Annotated in this window: 28 protein-coding genes; 10 read left to right on the top strand and 18 right to left on the bottom strand. The window is 68.3% G+C overall.

Annotation, left to right across the window (positions count from 1 at the left end; genetic code table 11):
- Nucleotides 1–118 precede the first annotated feature (118 nt).
- Both TY25_RS04100 and TY25_RS04095 read left to right on the top strand, forming a co-directional pair.
- Nucleotides 119–1,204 (top strand): S-(hydroxymethyl)mycothiol dehydrogenase, encoded by a 1,086-nt coding sequence (locus TY25_RS04100; RefSeq protein ID WP_042254157.1) that lies wholly within the window; start codon nucleotides 119–121, stop codon nucleotides 1,202–1,204.
- Nucleotides 1,201–1,818 carry an MBL fold metallo-hydrolase gene (locus TY25_RS04095; RefSeq protein ID WP_042254155.1) on the top strand — a complete coding sequence of 206 codons (618 nt, stop codon included), beginning with the start codon at nucleotides 1,201–1,203 and terminating at the stop codon, nucleotides 1,816–1,818. Before TY25_RS04100 ends, TY25_RS04095 begins: the two co-directional genes overlap by 4 nt.
- Nucleotides 1,819–1,822: 4 nt before the next feature.
- Here the strand turns inward: TY25_RS04095 and TY25_RS04090 are convergent, their stop codons facing one another.
- Nucleotides 1,823–2,143 carry a helix-turn-helix domain-containing protein gene (locus TY25_RS04090; RefSeq protein ID WP_042254154.1) on the bottom strand — a complete coding sequence of 107 codons (321 nt, stop codon included), beginning with the start codon at nucleotides 2,141–2,143 and terminating at the stop codon, nucleotides 1,823–1,825.
- Entirely contained in the window at nucleotides 2,140–2,517 is a 378-nt protein-coding gene (locus TY25_RS04085; RefSeq protein WP_043676543.1) for a type II toxin-antitoxin system RelE/ParE family toxin, read from the bottom strand. The genes TY25_RS04090 and TY25_RS04085 overlap by 4 nt, the downstream gene beginning before the upstream one ends.
- A gap of 278 nt (nucleotides 2,518–2,795) precedes the next feature.
- On the opposite strand from TY25_RS04085, the gene TY25_RS04080 reads away from it, so the two are divergent.
- Entirely contained in the window at nucleotides 2,796–4,058 is a 1,263-nt protein-coding gene (locus TY25_RS04080; RefSeq protein ID WP_369405377.1) for a Cmx/CmrA family chloramphenicol efflux MFS transporter, read from the top strand.
- Here TY25_RS04080 and TY25_RS04075 read toward each other — a convergent pair.
- Nucleotides 4,006–4,437, bottom strand: a complete 432-nt coding sequence (locus TY25_RS04075; RefSeq protein ID WP_042254151.1) for a DUF6640 family protein — start codon at nucleotides 4,435–4,437, stop codon at nucleotides 4,006–4,008. The genes TY25_RS04080 and TY25_RS04075 overlap by 53 nt on opposite strands.
- 34 nt (nucleotides 4,438–4,471) lie before the next feature.
- A complete protein-coding gene (locus TY25_RS04070; RefSeq protein ID WP_042254150.1) occupies nucleotides 4,472–5,575 on the bottom strand; it encodes an FAD-dependent monooxygenase in 1,104 nt (367 codons plus the stop codon).
- A gap of 213 nt (nucleotides 5,576–5,788) precedes the next feature.
- Here TY25_RS04070 and TY25_RS04065 point away from each other — a divergent pair, with 213 nt between their 5' ends.
- Nucleotides 5,789–6,514, top strand: coding sequence for a TetR/AcrR family transcriptional regulator (locus TY25_RS04065; RefSeq protein WP_042254149.1), 726 nt, complete (start codon nucleotides 5,789–5,791; stop codon nucleotides 6,512–6,514).
- 16 nt (nucleotides 6,515–6,530) lie between these two features.
- Here TY25_RS04065 and TY25_RS04060 read toward each other — a convergent pair whose 3' ends face one another.
- From TY25_RS04060 to TY25_RS42395, 8 genes are all read right to left on the bottom strand, one after another.
- A complete protein-coding gene (locus tag TY25_RS04060; RefSeq protein WP_014987075.1) occupies nucleotides 6,531–6,986 on the bottom strand; it encodes a DUF350 domain-containing protein in 456 nt (151 codons plus the stop codon).
- Between the two features lie 40 nt (nucleotides 6,987–7,026).
- Nucleotides 7,027–8,193: a glutathionylspermidine synthase family protein gene (locus TY25_RS04055; protein ID WP_042254147.1), complete on the bottom strand. Its 1,167-nt coding sequence runs from the start codon at nucleotides 8,191–8,193 to the stop codon at nucleotides 7,027–7,029.
- On the bottom strand, nucleotides 8,193–8,996 hold the full coding sequence (locus TY25_RS04050; protein ID WP_042254146.1) for a hypothetical protein: 804 nt from the start codon (nucleotides 8,994–8,996) through the stop codon (nucleotides 8,193–8,195). The genes TY25_RS04055 and TY25_RS04050 overlap by 1 nt, the downstream gene beginning before the upstream one ends.
- Nucleotides 8,997–9,027: 31 nt before the next feature.
- A complete protein-coding gene (locus TY25_RS04045) occupies nucleotides 9,028–9,315 on the bottom strand; it encodes an acylphosphatase (RefSeq protein WP_042254145.1) in 288 nt (95 codons plus the stop codon).
- Nucleotides 9,315–9,767, bottom strand: coding sequence for an OsmC family protein (locus TY25_RS04040; protein WP_014987079.1), 453 nt, complete (start codon nucleotides 9,765–9,767; stop codon nucleotides 9,315–9,317). Before TY25_RS04040 ends, TY25_RS04045 begins: the two co-directional genes overlap by 1 nt.
- Nucleotides 9,768–9,930: 163 nt before the next feature.
- The gene (locus TY25_RS04035) at nucleotides 9,931–10,638 is read right to left on the bottom strand and encodes a response regulator (RefSeq protein ID WP_042254237.1); all 708 of its coding nucleotides are present in this window, start codon (nucleotides 10,636–10,638) and stop codon (nucleotides 9,931–9,933) included.
- Nucleotides 10,639–10,673: 35 nt separating this feature from the next.
- Complete coding sequence (locus tag TY25_RS04030) at nucleotides 10,674–13,220, bottom strand: ATP-binding protein (RefSeq protein WP_081868651.1); 2,547 nt, start codon at nucleotides 13,218–13,220, stop codon at nucleotides 10,674–10,676.
- 72 nt (nucleotides 13,221–13,292) lie between these two features.
- Nucleotides 13,293–13,448, bottom strand: coding sequence for a hypothetical protein (locus TY25_RS42395; protein WP_156055037.1), 156 nt, complete (start codon nucleotides 13,446–13,448; stop codon nucleotides 13,293–13,295).
- A gap of 245 nt (nucleotides 13,449–13,693) precedes the next feature.
- Between TY25_RS42395 and TY25_RS43885 the strand changes: the two genes are divergently transcribed.
- Genes TY25_RS43885 through TY25_RS04015 form a run of 5 tightly spaced genes read left to right on the top strand, consistent with a single transcriptional unit; the run spans nucleotide 13,694 to nucleotide 18,650 of the window.
- A complete protein-coding gene (locus TY25_RS43885) occupies nucleotides 13,694–13,831 on the top strand; it encodes a hypothetical protein (protein WP_226887555.1) in 138 nt (45 codons plus the stop codon).
- Nucleotides 13,828–13,914: a potassium-transporting ATPase subunit F gene (locus tag TY25_RS44630; protein WP_226887541.1), complete on the top strand. Its 87-nt coding sequence runs from the start codon at nucleotides 13,828–13,830 to the stop codon at nucleotides 13,912–13,914. The genes TY25_RS43885 and TY25_RS44630 overlap by 4 nt, the downstream gene beginning before the upstream one ends.
- On the top strand, nucleotides 13,915–15,585 hold the full coding sequence (kdpA, locus tag TY25_RS04025; protein WP_042254143.1) for a potassium-transporting ATPase subunit KdpA: 1,671 nt from the start codon (nucleotides 13,915–13,917) through the stop codon (nucleotides 15,583–15,585).
- Between the two features lies 1 nt (nucleotide 15,586).
- Nucleotides 15,587–17,758: a potassium-transporting ATPase subunit KdpB gene (gene kdpB, locus TY25_RS04020; RefSeq protein WP_042254142.1), complete on the top strand. Its 2,172-nt coding sequence runs from the start codon at nucleotides 15,587–15,589 to the stop codon at nucleotides 17,756–17,758.
- 1 nt (nucleotide 17,759) lies between these two features.
- The gene (locus TY25_RS04015; protein WP_042254141.1) at nucleotides 17,760–18,650 is read left to right on the top strand and encodes a potassium-transporting ATPase subunit C; all 891 of its coding nucleotides are present in this window, start codon (nucleotides 17,760–17,762) and stop codon (nucleotides 18,648–18,650) included.
- 63 nt (nucleotides 18,651–18,713) lie between these two features.
- Here TY25_RS04015 and TY25_RS04010 read toward each other — a convergent pair whose 3' ends face one another.
- The 6 genes from TY25_RS04010 to TY25_RS03985 all read right to left on the bottom strand — a co-directional run bounded on the left by TY25_RS04010 (nucleotide 18,714) and on the right by TY25_RS03985 (nucleotide 23,384).
- Nucleotides 18,714–19,418, bottom strand: a complete 705-nt coding sequence (locus TY25_RS04010; RefSeq protein ID WP_042254140.1) for a flavodoxin family protein — start codon at nucleotides 19,416–19,418, stop codon at nucleotides 18,714–18,716.
- Nucleotides 19,415–19,855 carry a hypothetical protein gene (locus TY25_RS04005; RefSeq protein ID WP_042254139.1) on the bottom strand — a complete coding sequence of 147 codons (441 nt, stop codon included), beginning with the start codon at nucleotides 19,853–19,855 and terminating at the stop codon, nucleotides 19,415–19,417. The genes TY25_RS04010 and TY25_RS04005 overlap by 4 nt, the downstream gene beginning before the upstream one ends.
- Nucleotides 19,852–21,030, bottom strand: a complete 1,179-nt coding sequence (locus TY25_RS04000) for a molybdopterin-dependent oxidoreductase (protein WP_042254138.1) — start codon at nucleotides 21,028–21,030, stop codon at nucleotides 19,852–19,854. Before TY25_RS04000 ends, TY25_RS04005 begins: the two co-directional genes overlap by 4 nt.
- Nucleotides 21,031–21,212: 182 nt before the next feature.
- Nucleotides 21,213–21,899, bottom strand: coding sequence for a methyltransferase domain-containing protein (locus TY25_RS03995; RefSeq protein ID WP_052382776.1), 687 nt, complete (start codon nucleotides 21,897–21,899; stop codon nucleotides 21,213–21,215).
- A 166-nt stretch (nucleotides 21,900–22,065) separates the two neighbouring features.
- Complete coding sequence (locus tag TY25_RS03990) at nucleotides 22,066–22,746, bottom strand: TIGR04282 family arsenosugar biosynthesis glycosyltransferase (protein WP_042254137.1); 681 nt, start codon at nucleotides 22,744–22,746, stop codon at nucleotides 22,066–22,068.
- Nucleotides 22,743–23,384 (bottom strand): glycosyltransferase family 2 protein, encoded by a 642-nt coding sequence (locus tag TY25_RS03985; RefSeq protein ID WP_088607173.1) that lies wholly within the window; start codon nucleotides 23,382–23,384, stop codon nucleotides 22,743–22,745. Before TY25_RS03985 ends, TY25_RS03990 begins: the two co-directional genes overlap by 4 nt.
- A 154-nt stretch (nucleotides 23,385–23,538) precedes the next feature.
- Here TY25_RS03985 and TY25_RS03980 point away from each other — a divergent pair, with 154 nt between their 5' ends.
- Nucleotides 23,539–24,882, top strand: coding sequence for a membrane protein (locus TY25_RS03980; RefSeq protein ID WP_042254135.1), 1,344 nt, complete (start codon nucleotides 23,539–23,541; stop codon nucleotides 24,880–24,882).
- Nucleotide 24,883: the final 1 nt, after the last annotated feature.

Raw genomic sequence — 24,883 nt, 5'->3', positions numbered from 1 at the left:
GGAATGTCAACCCAGGCCGGTCCGCCGCTGGTGTCCGAATCGCGGGCGCGGCAGTATGGACGAAAGGTCAACTCGCGGCCGGACGGTCCGCGTCCACGAAAACTCCCAGGAGGCATAGGTGTCGGAAACCGTGCGCGGTGTCATCGCCCGTAGCAAAGGCGCGCCGGTCGAGGTCGTGGACGTGGTGATTCCGGATCCCGGACCGCACGATGTGGTCGTGCGCGTACAGGCCTGCGGCGTCTGCCACACCGACCTGCACTATCGCGAGGGCGGCATCAACGACGAGTTCCCGTTCCTGCTCGGCCACGAGGCCGCGGGCATCGTGGAGACGGTCGGCGACGCGGTCACCCACGTGCGGCCCGGCGATTTCGTGGTCCTCAACTGGCGCGCCGTCTGCGGCGAATGCCGGGCTTGTCGCCGCGGCCGCCCCTGGTACTGCTTCGCCAGCAACAACGCCAGCAAGAAGATGACGCTCACCGACGGCACCGAGTTGAGCCCGGCCCTGGGCATCGGCGCGTTCGTCGACAAGACGCTCGTGCACGAAGGACAGTGCACCAAGGTCGATCCCGCCGCCGATCCGGCGGTGGCGGGACTGCTCGGCTGCGGCGTGATGGCAGGCATCGGGGCGGCGATGAACACCGGCAACGTCTCGCGCGGCGATACCGTCGCGGTGCTCGGCTGCGGCGGCGTCGGCGACGCGGCCATCGCGGGCGCCCGGCTGGCCGGCGCGAAGACCATCATCGCGGTCGATCGTGATCCGCGAAAGCTGACCTGGGCCAAGGACTTCGGCGCCACCCACACCATCGATGCGAGCAGCGAGGACGTGGTCGCGAAGATCCAGGAGTACACCGACGAGTTCGGTGCCGACGTCGTCATCGAGGCGGTGGGCCGGCCGGAAACCTGGAAACAGGCGTTCTACGCGCGCGACCTGGCGGGCACCGTCGTCCTCGTCGGCGTCCCCACCCCCGATATGACCATCGAGATGCCGCTGATCGATCTGTTCTCCCGCGGCGGCGCGCTGAAATCCTCCTGGTACGGCGACTGTCTGCCCGAGCGCGACTTCCCGACCCTGATCGACCTGCACCTGCAGGGCCGACTGCCGCTGGAACGCTTTGTCAGCGAACGGATCTCCCTCGATCAGGTGGAGGAGGCGTTCACCGCGATGCATGCGGGCGACGTGCTGCGTTCGGTGGTGGTCCGGTGATCGAGCGCGTCGTCACCTCCGGCACCTTCTCCCTCGACGGCGGCACCTGGGACGTCGACAACAATGTCTGGCTCATCGGCGACGACCGGGACGTGCTGGTCGTCGATGCCGCGCACGACGCGGACGCGATCGCCGCCGCCGTCGGCGGACGCAACGTCGTCGCCATCCTCTGCACCCACGGACACAACGACCACGTCACTGTCGCACCGGAATTGAGCGCCCGCCTGGACGCGCCGATCCTGCTGCATCCCGGTGACGACCCGCTGTGGCGGATGACCCACCCCGACGTCGACTACCGTTCCCTGGCCGATACCCCGCGAATCACGGTGGCCGACATCGACATCGATATCCTGCACACCCCCGGCCACTCCCCCGGCTCGGTCTCCCTGCACGTTCCGGCGGCGGCCGCCCTCTTCACCGGCGACACCCTCTTCTCCGGCGGCCCCGGCGCCACCGGCCGCTCCTACTCCGACTTCGACACCATCATCGATTCCATCCGCGACCGCCTACTCACCCTCCCCGAAGAAACCACCGTGCACACCGGCCACGGCGACGCCACCACCATCGGCACCGAAAAACCCGCCCTCGCCGACTGGATAGCCCGCGGCCACTGAACCCTCAACCCACCCGCAACTGCTCGTCGCCGAAATCGGCGACGAGCTTCAGCACGCCGCCCAACGCGGAGACGTAGCGGTCCAACACCTCCCGCGTGGCGACCTCACCCTTTTCGATCTGCGACACGCGTGCCACGGACACGCCCATGTGCTCCGCCACTTGTCTTTGGCTGAGCCCTCGGCGCTTGCGCAGTTCGGCCAGTCGCCAGCCGCGCGCCTGGTCCTGCAGCTGCTCGACACCGGCCTCGAATTCCTCGGGCCCGCTGGCCGTCTCGACCGCACGGTCGAGATGGCCGGTGTCGCGCCAACGTCGATGAGTGGTCATCGGTGCAACTCCTCGCGTCGCTCGATCAAGTAAGCGTCGTAAAGCTTTTCGGCGCGCGGTATCGCGTCCCGATACCACCGCTGCCATGCGCCCGCCTTGTCCCCGGCGACCAGCAGGATGGCCGACCGCCACGGATCGAATACGAACAATATTCGGATCTCGCTACTCCCTGCAGAACCAGGTCGCAGCTCCTTCATGTTGGCGATCCGCGACCCTGCGATGCAGTCGACAAGCGGACGCCCCTGCGCGGGCCCGGCTCGCTCCAGCAGCAAGATCGCCTGGTTCACCAATCGGTGCGTTTGGCGGTCGTTCTTCCACAAATCGTCGAGGAACTGCTCTACCTCATCGGTTATGAAGATCTCCCACTCGTCCACGACGGTACCTCCCCCAGGGGCAGAATTCAAGGATTTCCTTAACAGACAGATCGAGCGAACGCGCCTGAAGATTAGGCCACAGGTCCGACAACCACGGGCGCCGGAAAATCGGTCGAGAGATGGCGGGCGGGTTGTTAGGGTGCGCGTGTGACTTCTCCGGAGGCTTCTAGACGTTAGCCGCCTGTCGTGTGATCAGGTGGCGTTGATCGGGACCTGGTTGTGCGGCGTCGAGTGCTGCCCGTTTGTGGGTGGAATCTGCTCTGCCGCCTCAGCTTTCAGTGGTGGGCGGCTCGGTGTCGAACGAGTCCGGGAGTCTTGTAGTGCCAATTCTGGTGTGGGTTATGGGTGTCGCTGTGTTCGCGCAGGGGACATCGGAGTTCATGTTGTCGGGCTTGTTGGAGCCCATCGCGCAGGATGTCGGGGTGTCGCTCGGGGCGGCGGGGGCGCTGACGTCGCTGTTCGCGGTCGGGATGATCGTGGGGGCACCGCTGATGGCGATGACGGCGGGACGGTGGCCGGTGCGTTCTGCGCTGACCGGGTTTCTGGCGTTGTTCATCGGTGCGCACGCGGTCGGCGCATTGACCGCGAATTTCATTGTGCTGCTTGCTACTCGCGCCGTAGCGGCGGTGGCCTACGCGGGGTTTCTGTCCGTGGCGCTCGCGTCGTTGCCAGCCCTGGTGGGCGCGGCCCGGGTCGGCAGGGCGACGGCGATCATTCTGTCCGGCGTGACGCTGGCGTGCATCGTGGGCGTCCCGGCGGGCGCGTTCCTCGGCCAGACGTGGGGCTGGCGGTCGGCGTTCTGGGCCGTCGTGGCGGCCAGTGTTCCTGCGCTGGTGGCGCTTTGGGGCCTCGTGCGCGTGCCGGTCGATCGAGTCACGACCGCCGAAGGCCGGGTGATCCGGCGGGAATGGCAAGCGATCACCGAACGGCCGGTACGGGTGGTGCTGATCGCGGGTGGACTGGTCAATGCCGCGACGTTCGCCTCGTTCACCTATCTGGCCGTGCTGGCCACCGAGGTCGGCGGCGCCGGAAAGGCCTGGGTGCCGGTGTTTTTGGCCCTGTTCGGCCTCGGCTCCTTCCTCGGTGTCAGCCTCGGCGGACGCTACGCCGATCGCCACGCCACTCCCCTCGTCACGATCGGGTCCGCGGCGCTGATATTCGCTTGGGCGACAACCGCTTTGACGGCGCAGTATCTACCGATCCTGTTGATCATGACCACTGTCTGCGGCGCGGTGTCTTTCGCGGTCGGCTCCACCCTGATCGGCCTGATCGTCAGCGCGGCGACGCCGACGGCTCCCCGAATGAGCGGCGCTTTCGCCACCGCCACCTTCAACATCGGCGCGGCCGCCGGACCCGCGGTCGCGGGCATCGCGATCACTTCGACCGGCACACCGAGCGCCGCGGTCTGGACCAGCGCGGTGATCTCTTGCGCCGCAACGGCTGTCACGCTGATCGGCCGACGCCCGCAACACAGGACGGTAGACGGGGTCAGCGCTCCGAGTTCCGCCACACCGCCACGATCGCGCCGAACAGGACAGTGAGCAGGATCAGCGCCAGGAAGATCTGCCCGTGCATGCCGAGCACGAAAACCGTTCGCTCGGCGAACTCGGGATCATAGGTAGCGGTATCGGGAAACAGCAGCGCCCCGGCCATCCCGAGCCACGGGATGGCCACCACCGCTGCGGCACACAGTGTGGCGCGTCGCGCGTCCGGACCCGGTCGCAGGGTGAGTACCAACCCGGCGAGGCCGAGCAGCACCGTCATCACCAGGTACTGAGCGTCGTGAAACTTCGCGTGCGGCGGCCAGTTCGGGTTGAACGCGTGCTGCTCGGCCAAGTCCGGTATGACCAGATCGGCGAGTACGGCACCGAGCATCGTGATCGCCGCCACCACGGCGATGACGATTCGAGGAAGTGGCATCGCGCCAGCCTTTCGAGAGAGATGTTCCAGCAGATCAGGGCGTCCACGAATAGGTGGGCGTGATCGAGCGGCCCAGCAGCGAGCTGGGCAGGAGGGGAAGCGCGGTGTCCCGCAATGCGGTCGCCAGTGACGAGTTCCAGTGCGCGGGCGCCCCGACCCGGCGCGAGAGCTGCGCGATCATCTGGGTGCGCGGCCTGCGGCGGCGGTCGTATTCGGCCAGCCCCGCCTCGACCCCGTGGGCGTCCACCGCCGCCGCGAGCGTGACGGCGTCCTCCAGCGCCTGACAGGCGCCCTGCCCGAGGTTGGGCGCCATGGCGTGCGCGGCGTCCCCGAGCAGCGCGACTTTCCCGCTGACGTAGCTGCGCAGCTTCGGCAGCTCGTAGGTGTCGTGTTGCAGGACGGCGTCCGGGTGCGCCGCCGCGAGCAAGGCCGGAACCGGGTCGGGCCAGTCCGCGAACCGCGCGCGCAATGCGTCTAGCCCGGCGCGGGATCCGGCAGGGGCATTCCCCATCAGATAGCAGTAGACCCGTCCGTCAGGCATCGGCAGGTAGCCGAATCGTTCACCCTTGCCCCATATTTCGACACTGCCCTCGACTGAACCCCCTGCCGTGAGCAGCCGCCAGGTGGTGTAGCCGACGTAGCGCGGGCCTGCGGCACGCGGCCAGACGGAGCTCCGGGTCACGCTGTGCACGCCGTCGCCGCCGATGACGAGATCCGCTGTGGTGGTCCCACCGCCGTAATGGACTGTGCCGTCGGGCATTACCTGCCGCACGGCGCTGCCGGGGCGCAGCGCGTGCGCGGGGAGGGCCGTACGCAGGAGATCCACCAGCGCGGCGCGATGCACGATCGCCCACGCCCCGAAGCGCCGTTCGAGTTCGTCGACATCGTTGCGGATCAGCCAGTCGCCGTTCATGTTTCGAATACCTCGCGGTGGACCTGCCGAACGGTTGACACGCAACTCCTCCCCTAACCCGAGCACGTCCAGGGCACGCAACCCGTTCGGTTGAATCGACAGTCCCGCACCGATTTCGGTGATCTGCGGCGCACGCTCGAGCACCTCCACCTGCCAGCCGCGCCGATGGAACGCCACCGCCGCGGCCAGCCCGCCGATCCCACCGCCCACCACGAGCGCCTTCATCGCCGCTCCGCACGCACACGAACCGACCCGTCGCGCAACCGCGCGGTTCTGGACTGCCGCCACCACACCGCCGTCACGATCAGCGCGATCACCGGCACCCACCGCCAACGTTCCATATCCACTCCCTAGAGCCTCTAAATTATCTAGAGAAATTAAGACACCATAGATGCTCTAAGCTGTCAACGGGTACGGCAGATCAACAGAAGGGTGAGGATGTCGACACAGAGCGGCAGCAGGCGCGAACGGCAACGCAAGTCCACCTTGCGGGAGGTCCACGAGGCGGTGCGCACACTGCTGGTCGAACAGGGATCGGCCGCGGTAACCGTCAACGCGGTGGCCCGGCAGGTCGGCATGAGCGGACCGGCGCTCTATCACTACTACGCCGGCCACGATGCGCTGGTCGGCGCGGTGACCGCAGACTTCTTCGACGAGTTGGCGGACGCGATGGAAGCGGCGCGCGACGCTCGTGCGCACGCGCCGGTCGGCGAGCGCATCCTCGCGGTCTGCCGCGCCATGCGCGCCTGGGCGATCGCGCACCCGGCCGAGTTCGGCTGGATCTTCACCGCGCCGATCGCGCCACCGAATCGGCAACCCGATTCCGCACGCCATCGAGCCGGGCAGCGCTTCGAACGCGTGCTGCGTGACCTGACGATCGAACTCTGGCAGACCCGCCCGTTCCCGGTTCCGGACCTGGCCGAGCTGCCCGCGTCCTTAAGCGAGCAGCTGATCGACTACTCGGCGAGCATCGGCGAACAGCTACCGCCCGCGGCCGCACACGTCTTCTTGTCCTGTTGGATTCGCCTGTACGGCCTGCTGTGCATGGAGGTCCTGCACCAGCTCGACTTCGCGTACTCGGACCTCGAGCCGGTCTACGAGGAATGTCTGCGCGACCTCAGCCGCATCCTCGGCCTGACACCCGCCGACCGGCCGACCGCGTGAGGACCAACCGGCCGAATCAGAGAATGGCGAAGGCGACGACCAGGCCGAGCGCGAAGTGGGCGGCGGCCACGACGAGGACCTCGGTGGTGTAGGTCTCGGAGTGCAGAGCGGCGCCGATGTCGATACCCAGTGCCTTCTCGATCACCCGCACCGAGATGACCTGCGCGACAATGCCGACGAGGCCGAACACCAGGGCGGCGATGAGCCCCTCGGACAGCTTGCCGCCGCTGCCGACGGCCAGGATGGCGAGCACCACGATGAACGCCATGCTGATCATGCCCGCCGCGGTCACGATGATCGCGTTGGGCTTGCCCTCGACGACCAGCGCGCGCAGCTTGCCCGGCGTGGTCAGGTCGATGGCGTAGAAGCCGACGAGCATCAGTACCAGACCGATGAGGGCGTAGAGGATGATCGCTCCGACACCCTCGCCGAGCGAGCTCCAGTACCCCGATTCGAGGGCGACTGCGGTCATCATGATCCTTCCGAGGTGTATTGACTACCAGGTGAATTGGCTACGAGCTGACGATGCGGTGCGGGACGAAGGCGGAGCCGTCGTCGGTGATCAATCCGGCGGTCTCCCGGATGCCCAGGCCCGCCGAGGTGTCGCCGACGATCCAGGCGCCCAGCACGGGGCGCATGTCGTCGAATTCCGGTAGCGGATCGAGTAATTGGTAGACGTAGCCTTCTTCGCCGTAGACACCGCCGGTGGCGGTCTCCAGCCCGGCGCCGACGATGGTCATGTTGGCGCCCTCGCGGCCGAGCTTCGGCTTGCGGATGTACTCGGTGAGCTCGTTGGGCTGATCGAGGTAGGCGGGCAACAGGTTCGGGTGACCCGGGTACATCTCCCACAGCACCGCGAGGATCGCCTTGTTGCTCAGCAACGTCTTCCAGAGCGGCTCGATCCACATCGTCTGCGGCAGGCTCGCGACCACACGCTTGCCGAAATCGTCGTCGAGAGCCCACTCCCACGGGTACAGCTTGAAGATCGCTTCGATCGGCGCCTCGGCCAGATCGACGAAACGTTCCAGCTCCGTGTCGAATCCGACCTCTTCGATGGGCAGCGCGATGGTGTCGAACCCGGCCTCGGCCGCCGTCTCCTGCATGTAGGCGGTGGTGACGTTGTCCTCGCCGGTGGCGTCGGCACCCGACCAGCTGAAGTGCAGCTGCGCGGTCGGCAGCGTGTCCCGCAGCTCGGTCCAGCGTTCGACGAGCTTCTCGTGCAACGAATTCCACTGATCACCGTCGGGGTACAGCGCGGTCAGCCAGTGCCACTGCACGATCGCCGCCTCCAGCAGCGAGGTCGGCGTATCCGCGTTGTATTCGAGCAGTTTCGCGGGGCGGCGCGCGTCGTAGCGCAGATCGAAGCGGCCGTACACGTGCGGGTCACTGCGCCGCCAGGATTCGGCGATCGGTCCCCAGGTCCATTCGGGCAGGCCGAAATCCTTGAACCGTTCGGTGAGCACGATGTGCTCCACCGCGTTCAGGCACATCGAGTGCAGCAGTTCGACATCGGCTTCCAGCGCGAGGATTTCCGGCATCTCGAACTCGTAGTGCACCGATTCGTCCCAGTACGGCCGCGGCTGACCGCTGGCGTCGCGGCCCGGCGAACCGTAGACCAGCCCTTGGCTTTCGGTGATCTGCTGCCACCCCGGGCGGGGTGTACTGCGTACGCGCCGCATCAGGACCCGCTGCCTGTGCTCTTGCTACCGAGCCCGCCGCGCTGCACGGTGGTGCCGCTCTTGGTCTTTATCTCGGCGCTCTTGGGTTTCACCGTGGTGCCGCCGGTCGGCGGCTTGCCGATCGTCGGGGTGCCGCCGTAGTAGTAGCGGTATTGCGGACCGCCGCCGAGGATGATCAGGCCGGGGCTGACGTGCGGTCCGCCGTCACCGACGAAGCCGGGACGTCCGTCGCCGCAGTAGCTGTCCTCGACCACTATTTCCTGGCCGTTCTCGGTCTTCACGCAGGACGCCGTGACCTTGTCCGGCGCGGTGATCGCGCGGTAGGCGAGGTAGCCGCCGCCGACCAGCGCGGCGACACCGACGATCGCGGCGCCGCCGATCATCACCCGTTTGCGGCCACGCTTCTTGGCATCTTCGGCGGCGGCCGCGGCGCGCTGCGCCGCTTCGGCCCGCTTGCGCGCCTTGTCCCTGGCGCGCGCCTCGGCGACGGTCGGCGGTCGGGGCTGCGTGACGCCGGCTTCTTGCCGCTGCACACTGCCTTGCCGTGCGGGTTGCGTTGGATCTCCGGCGCCGGGTTCGGACGGCGGCGACGCGCCGAACTGCCCGGAGGTCGCGCCCGCGGACGGCTCGGCGCTCCACTGCTGCCCGGCACTCGGCGGCCCGGGATTCGACGGCGGCTCGGAGTGCCACGACTGGCCGGGATTCGACGGCGGCTGAGCGGGATTCGACGGTTGCGGCGGTGTACCCCCGGCCTCGTTCGGCCCGGCGCCGGAACGGTCCGCACCCGGATTCTGTGTGCTCACTGTCGCGTCCCCGTCCTAGCCCGAGCCACCACTAACGCTCCTCGAATCCGGTCAAATCACCCCGCGCGGGCTCCCAGCTTTCCACAACCAACGTCACCCGACCAGGAGTATCGCCGGACCGTAACAGTTCGAGCAACCGCGCACAGTCGGGGCGCGGTCCCTCCGCGACCACGTGCACCCGCCCGTCACGCGCGTTGGTGGCGTGCCCGCTCAGCCCGAGTTCCAGCGCCCGCGACCGCGTCCACCAGCGAAATCCCACGCCCTGGACGCGGCCGTGCACCCACGCGCTCAGCCGGACGGTTTCGAGCGCCTCCCCCATCAGGCCTCGATATCGAAGGACAGGGTCACCTTCGTCCCGGCCTGCAGGGTCCGGCCCACCGTGCAGGCCTTGTCGATGGCGCGCTGCACCGTCACCAGCAATCGTTCGCGCGCCTGCTCGTCCAGTTCGCTGAGATCGAGTTCGAACGACTCGTCCAGCTGCGGGTACACCTCGTTCTCCCGGTCCGCGTCGCCCGAGACGCGAATGGTCGCGTCGAAGGAATCGCCGAGCTTGCGCGCGAGGGAGAAGTCGGCGCTGAGCCCGGAGCAGCCGGCCAGCGCGATCTTCAGCAGCTCGCCGGGGGTGAAGGCGCCGGGCACGCCCTGCGAGGCGATCAGCACTTCGGCGCCGCGCGAGCTGCGGCCGGTGTACGCCCGCGTCCCCGTGCGCTCGACCCAGAGTTCGGTCGGTTGTGCTGCGGTGCTCGCGGAGGTAGCGGTTGGTTCAGCCATGGGTCCGATCCTGCCATTCTTTGTCGGAATCAACTCACGCCTGGCAACGCCGACTGGTCGGTCGCCCATTCCGCGCCGTGCGCAAGCTCTCCGCCGCACCCGAATTCGCGCGCCGCACCGCCCGCTAAGCCTCGCGCGGCGGATCAAAACGCGCGCGGCACCGTCACTCCTGGAAGCGGTAACCCATGCCCGCTTCGGTGAGCAGGTGTTTGGGGTGTGAGGGATCGTCCTCGAGCTTGCGCCGCAGCTGAGCCAGATACACCCGCAGGTAGTGCGTCTCCGTCGCGTACGACGGACCCCACACCTCGCGCAGCAGCTCTTTGCGCCCGACCAGTTTGCCGCGGTTGCGGACCAGCATCTCGAGCATGCCCCACTCGGTCGGGGTCAGATGCACCGTCTCGTCGTTCTTGGTGACCTTCTTGGCCGCGAGGTCGACGGTGAACGACGAGGTCACCACCACCGGATCGGACGCGTCGGAATCGGTGGCGCCGCGCCGGACCGCGGCGCGCAACCGGGCCAGCAGCTCGTCCATCCCGAACGGCTTGGTGACGTAGTCGTCGGCGCCCGCGTCGAGCGCCTCGACCTTGTCCGCCGAATCGGTGCGCGCCGAGAGCACGATCACCGGCGCCGAGGTCCAGCCGCGCAACCCGGCAAGCACCTCGATGCCGTCGATATCGGGCAGCCCGAGGTCGAGGATCACCACATCGGGATGCTTGTCGGCGGCCGCGCGCAGCGCGGCGCCGCCGGTGCCCGCGGTGATCACCTCGTAGCCGCGGACCGACAGGTTGATCCGCAACGCGCGCACGATCTGCGGTTCGTCGTCGACCACCAGCACCTTGACCGCCGGGGCGTCCTGCTTCTTCTCGGTCATCGCGACTTCCTGTGTGGTCGTGGACTCCACTGTCGTCATGAGCTGCTCGCTCCGTTCGCTGCGGCGGGCAGATCGACGATCATGGTCAATCCTCCGCCCGGGGTCGGTTCGGCGTGCACGGTGCCGCCCATCGCTTCGACGAAACCGCGCACTACCGACAGGCCGAGGCCGACCCCGGTGGTGTTGTCCCGGTCGCCGAGCCGTTGGAACGGTTCGAACAGTTGCTCTTCGGCACCCGGCGGGACGCCGGGGCCGGTGTCCACCACCGCGATGGACACCCGATCACCCTCGCGTTCCGCGGTGACGCGTACCGGCGGGGGATGGTAGTCGCCGGCACCGCCGGGTTGGGTGAAGGCCATGTCGCGGGTGGCGTGGCGCAGTGCGTTGTCGATCAGGTTGGCCACCACGCGCTCGAGCAACCCGCTGTCGGCACGCACCGACACGTCGCCGACCTCCACCTTCACCCGATCCATCGCGGCGCGCCGCAAGCCGCGCGCGCCCATCCCGACGCTCACCAGCGCCCGGTGCACCACCTCGTCCATGTACACCTGCCGCAGTTGCGGTTTCACCACGCCCACGGCGAGCCGGGAGGAATCGAGCAGATTGCCGACCAGCGCGGTCAGCTGGTCCACCGATTCCTCGATCGTCTCCAGCAGTTCGCCGGTGTCCTCCGCGGAGAACTCGATATCGTCGCTGCGCAGGCTGGACACGGCCGCTTTCGCCCCGGCCAGCGGCGTGCGCAGATCGTGGCTCACCGCGGACAGCAGCGCGCGGCGCAGACGGTCCGCCTCGAGCAGGGCCGCCGCGGCGCTCGCCTCCTCCGCGAGCCGGGACTGGCGCACCAGCCCGGCTGCCTGATTGGCCACGGCGTTGAGCACCGGGCGGTCACCCGCGGCCAGCGGCCGTCCGGCGAGCAAGAGCAGGCTCGTCGCGTCGCCTGCCTGGATGGTGGTGTCGGCATCCGTCGCACGCTGTGGCGGGTCTGCCCCCACTTCGGCAACCACTTGTTCGCCGCACAACATGCTCACCGCCCGCTGCCCGTAGGTCTCGCGCACCTGCTCCAGCAGGTTGGGCAGGTCCGCGCCGTGCAGCACGGCACCGGCGAACATCGTCAGCAGCTCGGCTTCCTGCGACGCGCGCCGCGCCTGCAACGTCTGTTTGGCGGCCACGTCGACCAGCGCCGCCACCGCCACCGCGACGAACAGCAGCACCACCACGGTGACGAAGTTGTCCGGCTCGGAGATGGTCAGGCTGTAGCGCGGGTCGGCGAAGAACCAGTTCAGCAGCAGGCCGGACAGCAGCGCCGAAAACGCCGCGGGCACAACGCCACCCAGCAGCGCGACCGCGACGACGCCGATGAAGAACACCGCGCTGAGCCCGCCGAGTTGCAGGAAACCGTCCAGGAACACGATGCCGATCCCGCACACCGCCATCGGCACGAGCACCGCCGCCAGCCAGGCCCGGATCGGCTGGCGCGGCATGAACGAGGACCGGCGCAGACCGCGGTGCGCCTCCTCGTGGGTGACCATGTGCACGTCGATCTTTCCCGACTGCTGCACCACTGTGGAGCCGATGCCCTCGTCGAGCATCCGCGCCCATCGGGAACGGCGCGAGGTGCCGAGCACCAGTTGCGTCGCGTTCACCTCGCGCGCGAACTCCAGCAGGGCGGTCGGCACGTCGTCACCGGTGACGGTGTGCAGCGAGGCGTCCAGACTCCCCGCCAGTTCCCGCAGCCGCGCCAGCCGCGCGGTGGACACCCCCGCCAGCCCGTCGCCCCGAACCACATGCACCAGAACGAGTTCCGCGCTGGCCTTGCTCGCGATGCGGCTCGCCCGGCGCACCACGGTCTCCGATTCGGGGCCGCCGGTCACCGCGACGACCACGCGTTCGCGCGCCTCCCAGAGTTCGGTGATCTTGTGGTCCGCCCGATACTTTGCCAATGCGGCGTCGACCTGATCGGCCAGCCACAGCAGCGCCAATTCCCGCAGCGCGGTGAGGTTTCCGGGGCGGAAGTAGTTGCGCAGCGCGGCGTCCACCTTGTCGGCGGCGTACACGTTGCCGTGGGAGAGCCTGCGCCGCAACGCTTCCGGCGTGAGATCTACCAGTTCGACCTGATCGGCGCCGCGCACCACCGCGTCCGGCACGGTTTCCTTCTGCTGGATCCCGGTGATCTGCTCGACCACGTCGTTGAGACTCTCCAGGTGCTGCACATTGACCGTCGAGATCACGTCGATCCCCGCATCCAGCAGTTCTTCGACGTCCTGCCACCGCTTTTCGTGTTTGCTGCCCGGCGCGTTGGTGTGCGCGAGCTCGTCGACCAGCGCCACCGTGGGGCGCCGCCGCAGCACCGCCTCGACATCGAGTTCCGGCAGTTCGGCGCCGCGATAGCGCACCGTCCGCGCCGGGATCCGTTCGATGCCCTCGAGCAAGGCCGCGGTCTTGGCCCGGCCGTGCGTCTCGACCACCGCTGCCACCACGTCGCGGCCGCGCTCGAGCCGCCGGTGGGCCTCGCCGAGCATGGCGTAGGTCTTACCGACTCCCGGCGCGGCGCCGAGGTAGATGCGCAGTTGGCCGCGTTTCACCGGTCCATCATCGCGTGCCGCGATCCCGGAACCGAGTACCCCGCGGATCGATCGGCGTGCTGCGCCCGATCCTCACGCATCCAGCGGCCCCGACTCCGCGCCGTGCAGGCTGCCGACCCGCTCGCCGTCCCCGGCGACGTCCATTTCGTCGCCCTGACTCCGGAGCGCGCGAATGAGCAGCGCGCAGCACACGAACCCGACGAGCAGGGCCACGGTGACAGCCGACATGACGATCCTTTCTCCGACCGATCGAAACAACCGGTTGCGCTGGAGAGATCCGCCTGGCCGGGCCTTCCATTACTACCCGCACCCGCGCGGTTGAGCTGGATCTTTACGGTGTGTTGACGGTATCGCGGCGGCTTTTGACGGCATCCTTTCACTGATCCCGGGCCGAGGTGTAAACGAAGCGCAAAGGCAATGATTCCACCCGCAAAGGAGTCGTAAGGAACCTCGGCAGGACCCGGAACGAAGACTTGACTCGCCCTGGTGCGCTCGACAACACGAGCGCTGATGGAGGTTGGTTAGACATGTCTGTCGTGGTGTTCACGGTGCTGACCGTGGCGATCTTCGCGCTGCTGGGCCTGATCCAGCGGGGGGTGGAAAAGCTGTGATCGCGAACCTGATCGGTTTGGTTCTCGCCATCGCAGTGGCGATCTACATGATCGCCGCGCTGCTTTTCCCCGAGAGGTTCTAGGTGAACACGACAACAGCGGGGATCGCGTTCGTCGCTTCCCTGATCATCGCGCTCGCCCTGGTGCATGTGCCGCTCGGCGACTACATGTTCCGGGTCTACAACGGGCGCAAACACTCCCGTGCGGAACGGGTCATCTACCAGACCATCGGCGTGCAACCCGAGGTGGAGCAGACCTGGGGCGTCTACGCCCGTAGCGTGCTGGCCTTCTCCGCGGTGGGCATCCTCTTCCTTTTCTTCTTCCAGTTGTTGCAGGGCAAACTGCCGCTGCACCTGAACGACCCGGCCACCGAGATGACGCCGGCGCTGGCCTGGAACACCGCGGTCAGCTTCGTGACGAACACGAACTGGCAGAACTACTCCGGTGAGTCGACCCAGGGTCACCTGGTGCAGATGGCCGGGCTCGCGGTGCAGAACTTCGTCTCCGCCGCCGTCGGCATGGCGGTGGCGGTCGCGCTGGTGCGCGGCTTCGCCCGCAGGCACACCGGCGACCTGGGCAACTTCTGGGTCGATCTGGTCCGCGGCACCCTGCGCATCCTGCTGCCGATCGCATTCGTGTTCGCCATCGTGCTGGTCGCCGGCGGCGCGATCCAGAACTTCCACCTGCACGATCAGTTCGCACAGACGCTGAACGGCAGCGCGCAGACCATTCCCGGCGGCCCGGTGGCCAGCCAGGAGGTGATCAAGGAACTCGGCACCAACGGCGGCGGCTTCTACAACGCCAACTCATCGCATCCGTTCGAGAACCCGACCACCTGGACCAACTGGGTGGAGATCTTCCTGATCCTGATGATCAGCTTCTCGCTGCCGCGCACCTTCGGCCGCATGGTCGGCAGCAAGAAGCAGGGCTACGCCATCGTCGCCGTGATGGGCACCATCGCGCTGGTCAGCACGGTGTTGCAGAACGTCTTCCAGCTCGCGCACCACGGCACCGTGCCGACCGCGATCGGCGCGTCTCTCGAGGGCGTCGAAACCCGTTTCGGCGTGGCCGATTCCGCGACCTTCGCATCCGCGACGACGCTCACCTCGACCGGCGCGGTCGATTCGTTCCACGACTCCTACACCAGCCTCGGCGGCATGATGACGATGTTCAACATGCAGCTCGGCGAAGTAGCGCCGGGCGGAACGGGTTCCGGGCTCTACGGCATGCTGATCCTCGCGGTGATCACCGTTTTCGTCGCGGGTCTGATGGTCGGACGGACACCGGAGTACCTCGGCAAGAAGATCACGCCGCGCGAGATCAAGCTCGCCGCTTCGTATTTCCTGGTGAGCCCGTTGATCGTGCTGGTGGGCACCGCGCTTGCGATGGCCATGCCCGGACAACGCGCGAGCATGCTGAACTCCGGACCGCACGGACTCTCGGAAGTGCTGTACGCCTTCACTTCCGCGGCCAACAACAACGGTTCGGCCTTCGCCGGCCTGTCCGGCAATACCGAGTGGTACAACACCGCGCTCGGCCTGGCGATGGTCTTCGGCCGGTTCCTGCCCATCATCTTCGTGCTCGCGCTGGCCGGTTCGCTGGCCCAGCAGGGCAGCACACCCGAGTCGATCGGCACGCTGCCGACGCACCGGCCGCAGTTCGTCGGCATGGTCGTCGGCGTGACCGTGATCCTGGTCGCGCTCACCTTCCTGCCCGCACTCGCGCTCGGGCCGCTCGCTGAAGGAATCCACTGAAATGACGAGTCCCACTACTGAAGTCGCCGAAGTTCCGGACGAGTTCAACGAGTCGAAGAAGCAACTCGAGCACAACGCCGGCCGGGTGCCGCGCGGTGCGCTCGACCCGAAGATGCTGCTGACCTCACTGCCGGACGCGGTGCGCAAACTCGATCCGCGCACCATGTGGCGCAATCCGGTGATGTTCATCGTCGAGCTCGGCGCCGTCTGGTCCACCGTGCTGGCGATCACCGACCCCAGTTTCTTCGCCTGGACGATCGTCGTATGGCTCTGGCTCACCGTCATTTTCGCGAATCTGGCCGAGGCGGTCGCCGAAGGGCGCGGCAAGGCCCAGGCCGACACGTTGCGAAAAGCCAAGACCGACACCGTGGCCCGGCGACTGGTCGACTGGACGCCGGGTGGCCCGATCGTCGAGGAAGGCGTCGCGGCGCCGGAGTTGCAGCGCGGCGACCACGTGGTGGTCGAGGCCGGCCAGGTCGTCCCCGGCGACGGCGATGTCGTGGAAGGCATTGCCTCGGTGGACGAGTCGGCGATCACCGGCGAATCCGCGCCGGTCATCCGGGAATCCGGCGGGGACCGTTCGGCGGTCACCGGCGGCACCACGGTGCTGTCCGACCGGATCGTCGTCAAGATCACCCAGGAGCCCGGCAAGAGCTTCATCGACAAGATGATCGCCCTGGTCGAGGGCGCGAGCAGGCAGAAGACGCCGAACGAGATCGCGCTGAACATCCTGCTCGCCTCGCTCACCGTCATCTTCGTGTTCGCGGTGGTGACCTTGCAGCCGCTGGCGATCTTCTCGAAGGCGAACAACCCCGGCGTGCCGGACACGGCGGCGCTGGACGTCAACGGCATCACCGGCATCGTGCTGGTCTCGCTGCTGGTATGCCTTATTCCGACCACCATCGGCGCCCTGCTGTCCGCCATCGGCATCGCGGGCATGGACCGGCTCGTCCAGCGCAACGTGCTGGCCATGTCCGGCCGCGCGGTCGAGGCCGCGGGCGATGTGAACACGCTGCTGCTGGACAAGACCGGCACCATCACCCTCGGCAATCGGCAAGCCTCGGATTTCGTTCCGATGCCCGGTATTTCGGCCGACGAACTGGCCGACGCGGCGCAACTGTCCAGCCTCGCCGACGAAACTCCCGAAGGCCGTTCCATCGTCGTGTATGCGAAGCAGGCGTTCGGCAAGCGCGAGCGCACACCCGGTGAGCTGAAAGGCGCCACCTGGGTGGAATTCACCGCGCAGACCCGGATGTCGGGTGTCGACCTCACCGGCGGGCACCAGCTGCGCAAGGGCGCCGCGAGCGCGGTGATCGAATGGGTGCGCGCCCAGGGCGGCGTGGTGCCCACCGACGTCGGCGTGACCGTGGACGGCGTATCCGCCTCCGGCGGCACCCCACTGGTGGTCGGCGAGCTGAAGGACGGCACCGCCCGGCTGCTGGGCGTGATCCATCTCAAGGACGTCGTCAAGCAGGGCATGCGCGAGCGGTTCGACGAGATGCGCCGGATGGGCATTCGCACCGTCATGGTCACCGGCGACAATCCGTTGACCGCCAAGGCGATCGCCGACGAAGCGGGCGTCGACGACTTCCTCGCCGAGGCGACGCCGGAGGACAAGCTGGCGTTGATCAAGAAGGAACAGGACGGCGGCCGGCTGGTCGCGATGACCGGCGACGGCACCAACGACGCGCCCGCGCTCGCCCAGGCCGACGTCGGCGTCGCGATGAACACCGGCACCTCGGCCGCCAAAGAAGCGGGCAACATGGTCGATCTGGACTCGGACCCGACCAAGCTCATCGAGATCGTCGAGATCGGCAAGCAGCTGCTCATCACCCGCGGGGCGCTGACCACCTTCTCGATCGCCAACGACATCGCCAAATACTTCGCGATCCTGCCCGCGCTGTTCATCGCGCTGTTCCCCGGCCTGGACAAGCTCAACATCATGCGACTGGCCAGCCCGCAGTCGGCGATCCTGTCCGCGGTGATCTTCAACGCGATCGTCATCGTCGCGCTGATCCCGCTCTCACTGCGCGGCGTGAACTACACGCCGAGCAACGCGTCGAAGTTGTTGAGCCGCAACCTGACGATCTACGGCCTCGGCGGCATCATCGCGCCGTTCATCGGCATCAAACTCATCGACCTCGTCGTCCAACTCCTCCCCGGGATGTCCTGACATGCGTACTTCGACCTGGATCCGGCAGCACGTGGCCGCACTGCGCGCGCTGCTGGTGCTCACCGCGATCACCGGAATCGCCTATCCCCTGGTGGTTTTCGCCGTGGCTCAGTTACCCGGCCTGCACGACAAGGCGGACGGGTCGCTGGTGAGATCCGGCGGCACCGTCGTCGGCTCCAGCCTGATCGGCCAGTCGTTCACCGACACCGACGGCAACGCGCTGGTGCAGTACTTCCAGAGCAGGCCCTCCGCGGCCGGGACCAACGGGTACGACCCGATGGGCACCGCCGCGTCCAACCTGGGTCCGGAAAGCATCGTGGACACGCTCGCCGCCGATCCGGCCGAGACCAAGCTGAGCCTGCTGTCCACCGTCTGCGCCCGCAGCAAGGCGATCGCCGACCGTGAGGGGGTCGACGGCGCCCGGCCGTTCTGCACGAAGACCGGTGTGGGCGCGGTGCTCTCGGTGATCGGGCCGCGCGACGGCCGCGGCGAGGTGGCCCATCCCACCCGGGTCGTGAGCGTCAACGAGGCGTGCCCGGCGACGCCGTTTCTGTCCGCCTACAAGGGCGTCCAGGTCGAGTGCGCCCAGCCCGGCGAGGACTACGCGGCGGGCCGGATCGTGCCGATCTTCGGCGACGCCCCGGTCGACACCCCGGTGCCCTCCGACGCGGTAACCGCCAGCGGCAGTGGCCTGGACCCGCATATCTCGCCGCGGTACGCGGACCTCCAGGTCGCCCGAGTCGCCAAGGCGCGCAACATCTCCGAGGGTCAGGTCCGTCAGGTGGTGGACGCGCACACCGACGGCCGCACACTGGGCTTCCTCGGCGAACCACGGGTCAACGTGGTCGAGTTGAACCTCGACCTCGACCAGCGGTACCCGTTCCGCGGGTAGCGGTGCGAAAGCGCAAGGGCCGGTGGCGTCTACGCCCACCGGCCCTTGCGTGTCCGGCGGCGATCAGCGGTATTCGGGGTTCTCGAAATCGAAGCGACAGCCGGCGTCCCACTCCGAGCGCTGGTTGCCGTGGGCGGGGATGCCGTTGGCGTCCTTGAGCATTCGGGCCAGGTGCAGCAGGTTCCAGGTCATGAAGGTGGTGTTGCGGTTGGTGAAATCGTTGTCGGGGCCGCCGGAGCCGGGATCGAGATAGGACGGGCCGGGGCCCGCTTCGCCGATCCAGCCCGCGTCGGCCTGCGGCGGGATGGTGTAGCCGAGATGCTGCAGGCTGTAGAGGATGTTCATCGCGCAGTGCTTGACCCCGTCCTCGTTGCCGGTGATGAGGCAGCCGCCCACGCGGCCGTAGTACGCGTACTGGCCGTGCTCGTTGAGGATCGACGAGTTGGCGTAGAGCCGCTCGATGACCTGTTTGGTGACGGAACTGTTGTCGCCCAACCAGATCGGGCCCGCCAGCACCAGGATGTCGGCGTCCATCACCTGCCGTTGCAGTGCGGGCCATTCGTCGGTGGGCCAGCCGTGCTCGGTCATGTCGGGCCAGACGCCGAAGGCGATGTCGTGATCGACGGCCCGGATCTGGGCGACCTGCACGCCGTTCTTCGCCATGATGCGGGCACTGATATCGATCAGGCCCTGCGTGTTGCTCACCTCGGGCGAGCGTTTCAAAGTGCAGTTGACGAACAGAGCGCGCAGGTCGTCGTAGGTGGTCACGAAGTGCTCCTTCGGGTCGTGGTGTCGCGCCGGCGGCGCCGATCTACGAGTTTCGCCGCCCCGGCGGCACCCACCAGCATCCAGACCATTACCAGCGCGGCCACCAGGCCGAGGGGATAGTTCCGGTCCAGCACCGTGGGGTTGTCCGGCATGGCGTGACCGCGGTCGAGCACGGGCGCGGCGATCGCCAGCAGCGCCACCGTACAAACCGCACCGCACGCGGCAGGTCCCCACCAGATGCCCGGCAGGAACCGGCGAGCGGTGACGCCGGCCGCGGCGCACAGCGGCGCGAAAACCGCGTCGTGCAACAGGATGCCACCCGCGAACCACACGGCGATCGAGATCAGGTCCGCCCGCGGGAAGTCGAGCAGCAACGTGATCCCGTACCACCCGAGCCAGCCGCCCGCCAGCAGCAACAACAGCCGAATCACGGTCATGATCGGGCCTCGATCGTCGAAAGCCATTTCGTCTGCAGCACTCCCGGCCGGCTGGGCGCGATGAGGCGGCACGGGTAGCCGTGGTCGAGGTCGAGCGTCGCGCCGTTCAACGACAGCGCCACCAGCGTGTCCGCGTCGGCGACATGTCGTTGCGGCAGTGTCGAACTCGCATAGATGCCGTTGGTCTCCAGCGATCGGAAATGTACGTCACCACCGGGATACGGTCCCACCGCGGCGAGCAGATCACGCAGGCGCACACCGGACCAGTCGGCGGTGGCACTCCAGCCCTCGACACAGGCGATCGGCAACCTGGCCCGCGTCTGCGGCATGGCCAACAGTTCGTCCCTGGTGAAGGCGCGTTTCCGGTCACCGACCTGGACGATCAGCCGATAGTCCGCTGCCCGCGCCGGCCCGCCGACACCGGCGGACGCGGCGGTCCTGTTGACCGGAAGTCCCTGCGGCCCTTCGCCACTACGCGGTGCGAGCACAGCGGCCCAGCGCAGGAACGGAACCGTCTGACCGGCCATCGCCAAGGTCGCCGCGCCCGCGGAAACGCAAGCCGCGGTCAGCACCGTCCGTCGTGAAACATGGCGCGCGCCCGCCCCTTCTGCAGCCTCGCGGTCTGCGGGCTCCGTATCGATCGGACGGCTCAACGCCGCCCGGATCACCGGCAGCTTCACCGCGAGGTGCACCGCCAACGCACCCGTCGCGACAAAGGCCATCGCGTAATGCGCGGTGCGAAAGAAGAACTTCCACGGGTAGTACTGCGCGATGTTCAACAGTCCGGTCGACAGCTCGAACACCATCGCGCCGACCAGCACCGCGATCGATCCGCGCTCCAGCATGCGCAGCGGCGATCCGAGCACCGGGCGCTCGAACAGCTTCGGGTACACGGCCCAAAGTTTCACCAGCAGCATCGGAATCGCGGCGACACCCGAAACGACGTGCAGCCCTTGCGTCAACCGGTACAGCCACACCGGGTGCGCAGGCCACCAGAACCAGCTCGGCGGATGCTGAATCCAGTGGCTCAGCAGCCCGGTCACAAAGCAGATCAGGATCGCCGCACCGAGCGCGAGGCCCACCCGGCTCGCCACCTCCGGGCCGCGGGCGCCGGACACCCGGTACCACCGATCGTCCGATCCGCCCGTGCGCTCAGCGGATTCGTGCACAGTCATCGGACACCGCCTCGAATGCTCGAATAGTCATGAACAGGAAGACGGAGCGTGCCTACCGCCGCACCAACTACGCCATGGCCAACCGACGGCGGAAAGCCCCGGCGACCGAATGATCCGCCGGATCCGCCCGGTCGAACTCGACAGGCCGATCCGATCTCATCCCAGCCCAGCACGCGGACCTCCTATGCCCCGACGCGAACCGGTCGCGATCGCATCGCGGCGCGGGAAACTCGGCGACTGCGCAACCATGCGATGTGCCTGCCGCCCACGTCCGCTGTGTCGAGCACCCGAAACCCGGTGCCGCGCGCGAGATCTGCCGCATGGTCGATGCTCACCGTGGCCCACGGGAACCAGCAGCCCACGTGCGCCCGTGACTCGACGCGGAGCTGCCGAGTGGCCGAACCCGTACCGGGACGGCCGAACTCGACGACTGCGACGCCGCCTGGCATGAGCAGGGACGCGGTACGCCGGAGGATGCGCTCCGGGTCGCCGCCGATCCCGATATTGCCGTCGGCGAGCAGCGCGTAGGCCCAGCGTCCCGTGCCGGGCAGCGGACCGAACAGATCACGCCGTAGCGCGGGCGCACCACGAAACCTGGTGATGGCCACTGCGGTTGGGGAGATGTCCACCCCCAGCGCCAGCACACCGCGCCGAAGCAGCGCCGCCACCAACCGGCCGGGCCCGCAGCCGAGATCCACCGTCGGACCGTCACAACATCTGGTCAGCGTCAGATCCGCACGACGATCCGCGCGGGACAGTCCCAGCCACCGCTCCATCGGCAGGCTATGCCGCACACCGTCCGTATCTCGGACCCAACACTTCTCGCCCGCCAGCGCGCGGTCGAACACGTCCAGCTCGATCCCGCTCACGACGTCGCCTCCCGTGCTGGGCGGTCGACTACGGCGGCGAAAGCTCCGATCGCTCCGGCCAGGCGCGCGCGGAGCACATCGCGGCGCCGGCCGCCGCCGGCCGTGGCAAGACGGCCGGTGCGGACGCGGAGTCCGCCCGCCCGGCGCGGAACGCCGCAGACGCCGCTCACGATCGCACCAACCCGCGTTCACGCAGCCGGTGGATCTCCCCGGCGAATCGGCCGCGCGAAGCAGCGGCGACCCGTTGCGCATCGGCGAAGGTATCGACATCGCTGAATCGCGGCAGCGAGGTCACCGCGTACCCGCACTGCTGCAACGCCTTCCGCGTCAACTCGCCGGTGCGAGCGGTGGACATCGGAACATGCTCGAGCACTCGCGCGGGTTGCGGCGACGGTAATCCGAGTCCCCACCAGCCGCCGTCCTCGGCCGGGCCGAGCAACGCACCGTCACCCGCGACGAGCGCACGCGCCGCCGCGGTCAAGGTCTCCGGGCCGAGCTGCGGCGTGTCCATCCCGATCTGGAATACCGGCGCACCGAAACGCGCGGCATCGGCGTGCGCGTTCGCCAGGCGCGCACCGAAACCCGTGCCACGTTGCGGTACGACCTCGAACGACTCCAGCGCCCTTGCCAATTCACCACTGCATTCGGCCGCCGACAGATCGCCGGTGAACGCGACGACCCGATGCGCGACCTCGCTGCGCAGCACCGCTTCGAGGGTGTCCAGCAGTGCGGCGGCAGCCACCGTGGCCGCTTCGTGCGGGGTCAGCGGCGGAGAGAGCCGGGTTTTGGCGAAGCCCGCGATGGGCGCCTTCGCGATCACCAGCAGCGTCGCCGGACAGCAGCTCATCGCAGCACCGCCAGGAAATCCTTGGTGGCACGCAAAGTTCCGAGCCACGAGCCCGACACCTTCGACACCCCGCCCGCGCGCGGCCGGTAGACGATATCCCGCTCCTCCACCCGCCAACCGGCGCCGGCCGCGCCGACCAGCAGCTCGAGCGGATAGCCGGACCGCTGGTGCAAGGGTCCGAGCGACAGCATTCCGGCCCGCCGCGCCACCCGCATCGCGGCGATATCGTGCACGGGCAGACCGTATTTGCGTCGCAGTCGGCGCGCGACGAGCAGATTGCCGAGCCGGGCGTGCCAGGGCCAGACCCCGGCATGCGTGGGCCGTCGCCGGCCGACCGCGAGATCGGCTCCGCCACGCACCAATTCGACGAGGCCGGGCAGTTCGGCCGGATCCATCGATCCGTCGCCGTCGAGTACCGCGACCAACTCGGTGCGGGCCGCCGCGATGCCCGCCTGCACGGCCGCGCCGTAGCCCGGTCTGGCCTCGTGCACCACCGTGGCGCCGCGGCTGCGCGCGACGGCGCCGGTGCCATCGGTGGAGCCGTTGTCCACCACGAGGGCGTGATATCCGGCGGGTAGCGCGGCGAGCACATCGGGCAACGCATCAGCTTCGTCCCGGCACGGAATCACGACGGTCACTCCGGCAGGATCAACCTGGGTTCGAGTCACGCTGCCGACGCTAAGCCGTCGCGGCCGCGAAACGGCCCGAAAACCTGTGACGAAACAGTGACATCATCAGAAAAACCGCCGGGATCTGCATAGACGGCTCGATTGCCGCCCTATCGTGATAACCGTGCCCGATACCTCCGTCCTCGATCCCCCGCGGCGGGCCCGGCTCCGTGGCGACCTGGTGGGCGCGGGCAGCGCCGCCGTGCTCGTCACGGCGGCCTTCGTCGTCCCGCGAATCGCCGGCGAATCGTGGCGTAGCAAGCTGTACGCCGGCGCCGCACCGCTCTTCGGCAACTGGTTGCCGCACGCGGGCTGGGGTACCGGGCCGGCTATCGCTCTCGCGATTGTCGTTGTGGCACAGGGCCCCACGCTCGCCCGCCGGTTGTCCTGGCGTCCGTTGCTCGCCGTCTCCTGGGCGGCCGCGCTGGGCTGGGCGTTCGCGCTCGCCATGGTCGACGGCTGGGAGCGCGGATTCGCCGGCCGGCTCACCGATCCCAACGAGTATCTGCACGAGGTCGGTGGCGTCACCGACATCGGCGCGATGCTGCGCGGATTCGCCGACCGCATCCTCGATTTCGAGCCGGACTCGTGGACCACGCACGTGTCGGGGCATCCGCCGGGCGCGTTGCTCTTCTTCGTGCTGCTCGACCGCCTCGGCCTCGGCGGCGGCGCGTGGGCGGGCGTGGCCTGCCTGCTGATCGGCACCAGCGCGGTGCTCGCCGTCGCGGTCGCGCTGCGGGCGCTCGGGGCCGAGGATCGAGCTCGGGCGGCGCTGCCGTTCCTGGTGCTCGCGCCCGCCGCGCTGTGGATCGCGGTTTCCGCGGACGCCATGTTCGCCGGTGTCACCGCCTGGGCCGTCGCATTACTGGCGATCGCGGCGCGGCCCGGCGGCAAGACCAGCGCCGCGATCGCCGCAGGCGTTCTGTTCGCGCTCGGCATCTATCTCAGCTACGGCTTGGTCCTGATGGCTCTTCCGGCCGTGGCCGTGCTGATCGCGGCCCGAACCGCGCGGCCCCTGCTGCCCGCACTGGCCGGTGCGCTGGTGGTCGTGGTCGCGTTCACCCTGGCCGGCTTCTGGTGGCTGGACGGCTATCACCTCGTGGTGCAGCGCTACTACCAGGGCATAGCCAGTGAGCGGTCCTATGCGTACTGGTGGTGGGGCAACCTGGCCGCGACGGTGTGCGCGGTGGGCCTCGCGACCGTCGCAGGCCTGTCCCGCGCGCTGTCGCCGCGCCCGCTGCGTGCCCTCGATCCGACGGCGCTGCTGGTCGCCGCGGCCCTGTGCGCGATACTCGCGGCAGACCTCAGCGGGCTGAGCAAAGCGGAAACCGAGCGAATCTGGCTACCGTTCGATATCTGGTTGCTCGCCGCGACCGCCTTTCTGCCGCGCGCCACCGCCCGGCCCTGGCTCGCGCTGCAAGCCGCCGCGACCCTGCTGCTGGTCCACACGATCCTGACGAACTGGTGAG

Source organism: Nocardia brasiliensis NBRC 14402 (assembly GCF_000308475.2).
GTDB classification, from domain to species: Bacteria; Actinomycetota; Actinomycetes; order Mycobacteriales; family Mycobacteriaceae; genus Nocardia; species Nocardia brasiliensis.
This window is presented reverse-complemented; position numbering and strand designations above follow the sequence as displayed.